This is a genomic window from Enterovibrio norvegicus (assembly GCF_002876705.1).
GTDB lineage: Bacteria > Pseudomonadota > Gammaproteobacteria > Enterobacterales > Vibrionaceae > Enterovibrio > Enterovibrio norvegicus_B.
This window is the reverse complement of record NZ_MDAG01000046.1, coordinates 125,439-134,295: the sequence shown is the minus strand read 5'-3', so window position 1 is coordinate 134,295 and position 8,857 is coordinate 125,439. Positions and strand designations below refer to the sequence as shown.

Genomic DNA, 8,857 nt, shown 5'->3' with positions numbered 1-8,857 from the left:
ATCTATTGAGGTGTTAGCCAGCGGGTATCCGAAACCCACACAGCCTGTTGCGACCTTGCAACGGCAAGGCAACCTTAATGGACGATTCTGTGCCAATCATGCTGCCCTTTTCTGCGTGCTTATAGGTAGCAAGCCATTGGGCTGAATCAAACCCTAAACGTTTGAGTATCTCTGGTTCTTTCCCATCAACAAGAACTACTGGGACATAAACTTTTACACAACAACACAACCCCCCAAACAGCACTCTTCAATTCACAGCATTAAGGCTTGTTATGTGAGTGTCCCACTTGTTTGCCAATATGTGCGGTAGCTTTGATACTTGCAGGAAGTGTTGCTGGTTGCTTTCTTAAAGTGTCTGATGAGATGGACGCTCCCAAATACGGCGTCATGCGCCAAACTGAGATTGCGACAAATCAGTTAATCAGGAGCGTCCGTTATGCAGTGTAAAACCATAGGTCTCGATCTGGCTAAGAACACCTTCCAAGTTTGTGGTGTAGGCGAACATTCCACGCCGATTTTTAACCGTAAATTGAAACGCAACCAACTGGTACAGTTTTTCGCCCAGCAATCTCCGACAACCGTGGTCATGGAGGCCTGCTACTCCGCCCATTATTGGGGGCGTGAACTGGCTAAACTGGGCCATCATACCAAGCTCATTCCCGCACAACATGTCACGCCTTTCGTGCGAGGAAATAAGAATGACCACAATGATGCCTTAGCCATTGTTGAAGCCAGCCAACGGCCTCATGTCCGTTTTGTGCCCGTAAAAACCGAGTACCAACAAGAAATTCTGTAGTGGAACTACTGGGACACACACTTTTAGACAACAACCAAATCACCCTCAAACAACATTCTTAAAATCACAGCATTAAGTCAGCAACATCTCACCCTTTCGTCATTGGCAGAAAAACTTGGCGAATTTACAGAGAATTGGCAAATAACAGTGTCCCTGCAAACACCATCCCGCTTTTACAAAGTCTGGGAGATCTCTTTCACCATTCACCAAAAATCACTTAAATGAATGATAATAAAGAATTTTAAGTGGTGGGTGAAAGAGATTTCTCTCATTCACCACCCTCTTTCACCAAGCTGCAACCCTTGCCACATAAGGCTTTGATCCAAATTTGGTGAAAGGGTGAAAGAGTTTTATCAACTTTTAGGATTTGGCTAATTAACGTTAAACCAACCTGACTTGTGTTGAAACTAAGAGACCGCATCCTTTTTGCGGGCAATTTTTTGCCCTCAAATGATCTGGTGCCTGCTTTTTAGTCATTGCCATTGCAAAGACTGCGTTTGTTATTTAAACAATGCTCAATAAGAGTTGGTAGAGTGGGGCAATATATGGTGAAAGCAGTCAAGGTAGGAGACCAAGGAACCGATCATGATGGGTTTCCTCCGACGCCGGTAATCGCAGGATCTCCTGACGTCAAATTTGATGGTGTGCCAGCAGCTCGCGTCGGCGATCCTCTCGCTCCCCACGATAAACCCAAACACCCCCCACATGGCCGTACCATTGTGTCTGGCTCTTCTACCGTATTCATTAACGGTAAAGCCGCTGCTTTGACAGGAGGCTCCATCAGCTGTGGTGGTGTCACCATCGGTAGTGGCACCGTCAACATTGGGGACCAACCAGGCAATACATCGGTCGAAGGCATTTCACCAATCCTGACACAGAACGCAAAATGGATTAGCTTCAGAGCACCAGAGGACGTCAGTTATAAAGGGCTTACAGTAAAAGCAACGATGAATGATGGCTCAATACTATCTGGTCAGTTCGATGAGACGAATTCACTGACTTTCACTGGTATAGAGGCTTCCCGGTGTTCAAAGCTGGAACTAGAGAACTGCGAGGTGACCAAAACAGAAGCAAGCTTGACTGATGTCCTGCTGAGTAAAATTCAAGGATAAGAACAATGAGCATGATGGAAGTTGACGGCCAATATTCGTCAGAACAAGAGCATTCGCTTGAACAAGATATTCTCTCGACAGCAATTGCAGGCTTGGAAGGTGCGGCAACACGTTTTTCTTTAGATGCGATCAGTGATGCCAATGTCAGACAAAGCTATCAATCCAATATTCGCCGTATGGCTAATGAAGTTAAGGAGATGGTGAAAACCAAAAAGATCACTATCAAAGAAGGGGCTGAGTTTTGCTATGAAATGCGTAATAAAATTATGGCGGAGCACAGAAAGATCACTTCTGTTCAAGGTCTCGCCAAAGCCCAGCAATACAAGCTCAACCCCCAATCTCTAGATCAGCTTTACGACAAGGTTGCAAAACGACAATTTGGTGAGTCATATAAGAATTTGACACCTAAACAGCAAAGCGCTGTTCAATATGGCATTATCGAATCGTCTGCAAAGGACAACGCCAAGTTCACGTCTGCAAATAAGCGCTTAAAAATTCTAGGTAAGGTTGGCATCATCGTTACGGCTTCTCTAGCTACTTACGAAATTTTGAATGCCGAAAACAAACCGAAAGAGGCTGTGCGTCAAGGAATACAAATAAGCGGTGGTGTTGCAGGCGGTTGGCTAGCAGGGTTAGCAGTATCCACAGTTTGTGGCCCTGGCGCGCCAATATGTGCGGTAGCTTTGATACTTGCAGGAAGTGTTGTAGGCGGCGTGGCGGGATCTTATCTTTCCGATTATTTAGACGAAGAGATTGAAGAGTTTACTAAATGGCAAATCAACTAACAGAAGATGATTTGATAGAAGCCCTATCTGGACTCTTCATAGATAATGAAATTGACTATGAATCAATCGCATCGGTTGCGCGAGTGTTCCCGATAGAAAAGGTGGAGTACACCCTTTTTTCTTTGGTAGCCCCAATTTGCCATACCAATCTATCAACACCGGCACCAGAAGTATGGTTGGCCTTTGAGCGCGAACAACTGCTTGATAACGTAAAGGCCCTCAAAGCTCGCAGGAAACAAGCGGGATTTTTCTCAAGACTCAAAGACAGCGCTTTGGAAAAATACCTTCGAAACCACTTCTCCTCTGAGTGGCATCAATTACAGAAGCAACTGTAGTACCGTTTAGGCTCTCAATCCGAAACGAGCTTTTACCCATGGCTTCTTAACGAATAAGGGCGGTTCTTCTAAAAGTGGCATAATTGCCCAACTAGACCTGTCGAGCAAAGCGTATAACAAGGCAGAGCGGACAGCTTTCCGCGCCGCGTTTTTATTGCAAAAACACTCTGCTACGATCTGCCGCTGTTGGCGGCGTTATGTGGTTGAGGAAGAAATGACTGAAGTTCTCGATATTATTGATAAGGCAATTAAAAGACTTGTGGCTCCAGCAGCAATGGCTGTGTTAGCGCTTTGGGCTCTCGGTTACATGGTGTTTTCAGCTAAAGAAGCGATGCAAGCGTTTGATGAAGCAAATATAGGTAAGTATAAAAATGTATTGTTAAGTACCTCATTTTTAATAGTTTATTTTGTTCTTGCTGCCGCTGCTATTCGACTGGGGTTTGACAAAATCACATAACTTCAATCATCAAACCTAACCTGCTTTTGCCCCAAAGTGGTTTAGACTAAAGCACATCGAAATTCTGGTGGAACTACTAGGACACACACTTTTAGACAACAACCAAATCACCCTCAAACAACATTCTTCAATTCACAGCATTAAGGCAGCAACATCTCACCCTTTCGTCATTGGCAGAAAAACTTGGCGAATTTACAGAGAATTGGCAAATAACAGAGATGCAAAAACCACCAATACGGTGGGAATTCGATGATGGAAGGTATCTATTGAGGTGTTAGCCAGCGGGTATCCGAAACCCACACAGCCGTTTGCGACCTAGCAACGGCAAGGCAACCTTAATGGACGGTTCTATGCCAATCATGCTGCCCTTTTCTGCGTGCTTATAGGTAGCAAGCCATTGTGCTGAATCAAACCCTAAACGTTTGAGTATCTCCGGTTCTTTCCCATCAATATGCCCACGCTTATCGTCTCGGCTTTGTCGCCCTGTCCAATCCACAAGCTCTAGGTAATCCATCAATCTAAACGGTAAGCCATCAGGCATGTTTTCTCGCGGGTTGCCTGCGAAGGGAAACATATTAGGGGGAGTCGCTTGTGCTGTCTTTAATGACGCAATACGCGCTTTGACGGATGTGTGTTCTGACGTTTCTGGAGTTTCCGCTATCGCTGCCCGTACTGGATTCAAATCAACATACGCCATGGCAGCAGCCAGCGCTTTTTCATCCAGCAATGCTTGGCTTTTAAATCTCCCCTCCCAGAAATGTCCTGTGCATTTATCCTCACGATTTGCTTCTGACGAGATGTACTGGTTGAGTAAACGCATAAACCAACTGATTGACGATAGCCGCTCTCGCCACACCTCTATGATGTCATTGCATCGCTCTATTTCAGCGTCTGAGAGTTTATCTCCCATGATTAAACGCTGAATAAGTGCAGGGCCTTGATGAAAAGACAACCAGCGCTCAACGATTTCGTTTTGTTTTAGACGGTTGGCCTTTTCTACGTTGATGTGGAGAACCACATGATAATGGTTACTCATGATGGCGTAAGCACAAACATCAATACAAAACGCATTGGCAAGGGCTAACAAGCGTTTTTCAATCCACCCTCTTCGATGTTCATAAGATTGTTGCGCTCGTTCATCATATCCACATAAAAATGAACGGCGAACACAACGAGACACACAGTGGTAATAGGGCATCGCATCGACACTGATAAGAGAGGCGCGTGCTTTTGTCATTGAAACTCAACATGGTTTTGCATTGGCGATATGAAAAGACTATCGCCCAATGACTCAGCTTTCATCTTCATCTGCCACGTTTGAGCATAAACCCACGGAACAATGAAACTGACAAACCTATGCTTTTCGTAAAGTGTGTGTCCTACTTAGGATATGATTACACCCCCACCAGCAGATCCTTCACTTCTCGCCTTGGTGATTCTGGCGTTCTTTGGGCTTTTCCGAGTCTGAACACCATTTGCACAGTGTCTGTTTCTGACACATTGAAATACTGCTTAAATGCTTTCTGCAATGGCAGCATATCTTTGTATTCTTGCAAGATTTGGCTCATGGGGTGTTGGGCGATGCCCATGGTGGCGGTCAGCAGGTTGATGCGATTGTATAAGCGCCCGATGTCGACCTGCGTTTTGCGGGTGTTGTCTTTGCTGATCAGTAAGGCAAAGTGCTGGGTGCTTTGAGTTACCGCTTCGGTCAACTTGATGCCTTCTTTCCCAAAACTCGCCGGGTCGCTCTCAGCTGAACGTCGAAAAACAAAGAATGTTTCGGCAAACCAACGTTTTGCACCTGTTACGCCGTTTTGGGCAAGCCCGAAACCGTCGCGATGCTGTGCATACTCTTTGTCATTGAAGCGGAACATGCCGATTGTCTCTAAGCTTCTGTCTGCATTTTGTTCTTCGATGAACATGGCTTGGTTTAAGAAGCCTCGCATCGCGGCTTTCCCTTCATCGTCTTGCACTAGGTCAATGCGGTAATCGCTGCCTGCAGCGGCGCGCACTATCTTGTTTAATTCAGTGTCGCTGAGCAGTTCTTGGGTGTATTCGGTCTTGGTGGATTGTCGCGTAAGTAAATACGGGAACAAGGGATCTGGCGTGATGCTGTCGTCGCGTTCAAGGGTGATAGTCGCTACCGGTTTGTCTTGTAATGCTTGGTTGCTGTATTCGCCTTGAGGGAAATAGTGAACATTCGCCCTCACCCCAAAGTGTGTGGCGGCAATGACAAGGCTTTCGATGAATGTGCCCTGACCGATGTGAATTTGGCGATGAACAGGGTCGGTTTGTGGCAGCAGCCTGTCGCTGTCCACGAAAAGTTGCATCGTATCTTTGCCCTCGAAGGCGACTTTCCAAGGCTGAATGTTGTGCGGGTTTGGACATAGCATGGCGTAGCTGATCAGCGTTTTACGAATGTCGGAGTAGGTCAACGTCGGTCTGAACGATGCCGTGCTTGCGCCCGAGACTTGGCTCACCACTATAGGCCCTGCCGCTAACACAACCGCGCCCGTTCCCATCACTTTCATGAAGTTCCGTCTATTCATCGCTATCCCCTTTTTTCATGTTCTGTTAAAGTATATTCCATGGAATAAATATACATTCCTTGGAATATATATCAAGAGGTTAGTTGCATATGCTGACAGAAAAACAAATGTTATCTTTTAAGTTAATGATTTCATTAGGTATCGTTCATCAACTTACGGATGCTTGGCTGAGTAAAGCGCTTGAGCCTTGTGGGCTGAACCAATCACAGTTCAATCTACTGAACCACTTTTCTCACCAACCTGAACGCGAGCAAACCATCAGCCAGCTTGCGCAGGTGATGCAAATGAACCAGCCGGGTTTAACCAAGGTGGTGAATAAACTTGCGGATCAAGGGCTCGTTGATATTCGAAAAGATGACGCGGATGGCAGGAAGAAGTGGATTAAAATCAACGAAGAAGGGCTGAGTAAAGTGCAAGCCGCTTTCATGCGTTTTCTTCCCGTGATGGATCAATGCTTTGATCAGTGGGATAGCGAAGACATGCGCCAAATGCTGCAACACACTGATACGCTAAAAGACTGGTTAGACACTCACAGGGATCTTTCATAGCGTTGGCGGGCGTAGGTTTACATGGCGGCGCTTTACACAAACCGCGCCCTGAACGCGGAAGGGCATAACCCAATGACTTTGAGAAAGACTTTACGAAAGCTGTTGGCATCTTCATAGCCAACGCTGAGGGCGATGTGTTCAAAGCTTTGCGTGGTGGTTTCAAGCAGTTCACACGCTTTTTGTACCCTGACGCGTTGAAGGTATTGTGTCGGTTTTAGTGTGGTCGCTTGTGTGAATTGCCGTAAGAATGTCCGATCACTCATGCATGCCTGGCTCGCTAAATGAGGGATGGACATGGGCTGGTGATAATGCGCCTGAATATGGTGCTGCACCTGCAAGATGGCTTTATTGCCATGATCAAATTTGGGCAGAAAACTCTCGTAATACCGTTGCTCACGTTTGCCAGTATCAACAATCAAAAACTTTCCGAGCTTGCGCATGATATGTGACTTTGCATACTGCGCGACGATCTCTAGGCCTAAATCGACCCATGACATGAGGCCACCCGCGCTAATGATATCGCCGCCATTGATCAGCAGGCTTTCACTCTCTAGCGTCGTATGGGGAAATGCGGCTCTGAATTTGTCAGCCAACTGCCAATGCGTGGTCACAACGCGCCCGTCTAACACCCCTGCCCTCGCCAAAAGAAATGCCCCTGCACATGCTGAACACAATATGGCGCCCTCTTGATGGCTCTGGTGTAAATACTGAAGGAGCGAAGGATGAGGTTGGAGGTAATAGTCTCCTTCTGCGCTCGGCGGCAAAATGACGATCTGGCCGTTGTGGGTTGATGACGCAAGGTGATCAGGTTGCACAATGCACACGGAGAACGTCAGTCCACTCTCTTCCTCTGCCATGATGTTATTGGCAAACAGAAAGATCTCTTTCAACCCATGCACTGCGCTTTGCAGCGCGCCGGGGTAATCAACAATGCTAATGCGAAGACACGTTGTCATTTTTGCCTTGTTTTATGGCAATTTCGCCATCGGTAATCGGGGTGAAGGCTCGACATAATGGGTTCTACTGGTAACACGAACCGACAAATGGAGAACCTGTTATGTCTAAGACTGCCTTACTATTGATTGATTTTCAAAACGATTATTTCCCGTCTTACTCTGGTGCTAAATGGGCTTTATCAGGCACAGAAGCGGCTGCAGCCAATGCGGCAATTTTGCTCGATGCATTTCGCCAGCAAGGGTTGCCTGTGATCCATGTTAGGCATGAGTTTCCGTCGAATGATGCGCCTTTCTTCTTGCCTCACTCTGACGGCGCACATATTCATGCCAGTGTGGCACCCAGAGATGACGAACCTGTGATTTTAAAACACCAAACCAACAGTTTTCGGGAGACGGAACTGCAACACACACTGACGCAGTTAAACGTGAATACATTGGTGATCGTGGGTGCAATGAGCCATATGTGCGTTGACGCTGTCACCCGTGCTGCGGTTGATTTTAACTATGAATGCCATGTGGCGCATGATGCCTGTGCCACGCTTGATCTTGTGTTTAATGGCGTCACTGTGCCTGCCAGTCAGGTGCATGCGGCCTTTATGTCGGCATTAGTTTTTGGTTACTGTAATGTCGACAGCACACAGGCGCTTTTGGCGCTGGCGAAATAGTCTGTCCGATCTGGGAGAGGAAATAGCTTCCCCTCCCGTTCATGAAGGAACATCAGGGGAAGGGGAAGTAAAAGTGACGGACCCTGTGCTTTTCGGCCTTCTTGCACGCCCCGCTACAACTGAAAGTTCGCTAACAACCTTTCGCACGTGGCTTTGAGTTGTTGCAGTTCTTCTCTCTCTAATTGGCTTTTACAAAAAATAGCACCAGGCACGGAGCGCGCTTTTTCTTTTAATGCATGCCCTTGCTCGGTGAGAAACACCAAACGAATGCGTTCGTCTTCACTGCTGCGTTTTCTGTCAATAAAGCCTTTGCTTTCTAGGCGTTTTAGGAGCGGTGTCAGTGTGCCTGAGTCAAGGTGAAGATCGTGCCCGAGATCTTTCACGTTAATCCCGTCTTTTTCCCAAATCACCATCATGGCGAGGTATTGCGGGTAGGTCAGACCGAGCGCATTGAGTAATGGGCGATACGCGCGGATCATGGCATTCGATGCGCTGTATAGCGAAAAGCAGACTTGGTTTTTAAGCAAAAGCTGAGGCGCTTCTGCCTGATTGTCATTACGTTTTTCCACTGAGTTCGCCATCTCAATACACCTTAGAAAAAATAGATTGTGCACAATATACTTGTATTTCATTTTAGGATCGACTTATACTCCT

Annotated in this window: 10 protein-coding genes and 1 pseudogene; 7 read left to right on the top strand and 4 right to left on the bottom strand. The window is 46.6% G+C overall.

Annotated features, from left to right (window positions below):
* Positions 1-436: 436 nt before the first annotated feature.
* The 5 genes and pseudogenes from BCT27_RS19140 to BCT27_RS19120 form a co-directional block, all read left to right on the top strand.
* Positions 437-793 (top strand): annotated as a pseudogene (locus BCT27_RS19140) (IS110 family transposase); the annotation flags it as partial.
* A 548-nt stretch (positions 794-1,341) separates the two neighbouring features.
* Complete coding sequence (locus tag BCT27_RS25900; protein ID WP_241908605.1) at positions 1,342-1,908, top strand: type VI secretion system PAAR protein; 567 nt, start codon at positions 1,342-1,344, stop codon at positions 1,906-1,908.
* A gap of 5 nt (positions 1,909-1,913) precedes the next feature.
* Positions 1,914-2,693 carry a hypothetical protein gene (locus BCT27_RS19130; protein WP_198597591.1) on the top strand — a complete coding sequence of 260 codons (780 nt, stop codon included), beginning with the start codon at positions 1,914-1,916 and terminating at the stop codon, positions 2,691-2,693.
* Entirely contained in the window at positions 2,678-3,028 is a 351-nt protein-coding gene (locus tag BCT27_RS19125; RefSeq protein WP_102396500.1) for a DUF7079 family protein, read from the top strand. The genes BCT27_RS19130 and BCT27_RS19125 overlap by 16 nt, the downstream gene beginning before the upstream one ends.
* Before the next feature lie 214 nt (positions 3,029-3,242).
* Positions 3,243-3,485, top strand: coding sequence for a hypothetical protein (locus tag BCT27_RS19120; RefSeq protein ID WP_102396499.1), 243 nt, complete (start codon positions 3,243-3,245; stop codon positions 3,483-3,485).
* Between the two features lie 274 nt (positions 3,486-3,759).
* Here BCT27_RS19120 and BCT27_RS19115 read toward each other — a convergent pair whose 3' ends face one another.
* Positions 3,760-4,722: a transposase gene (locus BCT27_RS19115; protein ID WP_102396498.1), complete on the bottom strand. Its 963-nt coding sequence runs from the start codon at positions 4,720-4,722 to the stop codon at positions 3,760-3,762.
* Between the two features lie 157 nt (positions 4,723-4,879).
* Complete coding sequence (locus tag BCT27_RS19110; RefSeq protein ID WP_241908604.1) at positions 4,880-6,034, bottom strand: Acg family FMN-binding oxidoreductase; 1,155 nt, start codon at positions 6,032-6,034, stop codon at positions 4,880-4,882.
* Positions 6,035-6,141: 107 nt separating this feature from the next.
* Between BCT27_RS19110 and BCT27_RS19105 the strand changes: the two genes are divergently transcribed.
* Positions 6,142-6,582 (top strand): MarR family winged helix-turn-helix transcriptional regulator, encoded by a 441-nt coding sequence (locus tag BCT27_RS19105; RefSeq protein ID WP_241908603.1) that lies wholly within the window; start codon positions 6,142-6,144, stop codon positions 6,580-6,582.
* 32 nt (positions 6,583-6,614) lie between these two features.
* Here the strand turns inward: BCT27_RS19105 and BCT27_RS19100 are convergent, their stop codons facing one another.
* Entirely contained in the window at positions 6,615-7,538 is a 924-nt protein-coding gene (locus BCT27_RS19100) for a GlxA family transcriptional regulator (RefSeq protein ID WP_102396495.1), read from the bottom strand.
* Positions 7,539-7,639: 101 nt separating this feature from the next.
* On the opposite strand from BCT27_RS19100, the gene BCT27_RS19095 reads away from it, so the two are divergent.
* Positions 7,640-8,203, top strand: a complete 564-nt coding sequence (locus BCT27_RS19095) for a cysteine hydrolase family protein (RefSeq protein ID WP_102396494.1) — start codon at positions 7,640-7,642, stop codon at positions 8,201-8,203.
* A 113-nt stretch (positions 8,204-8,316) separates the two neighbouring features.
* Here BCT27_RS19095 and ohrR read toward each other — a convergent pair whose 3' ends face one another.
* Positions 8,317-8,784, bottom strand: a complete 468-nt coding sequence (gene ohrR / locus BCT27_RS19090) for a transcriptional regulator OhrR (protein ID WP_198597590.1) — start codon at positions 8,782-8,784, stop codon at positions 8,317-8,319.
* Positions 8,785-8,857 lie beyond the last annotated feature (73 nt).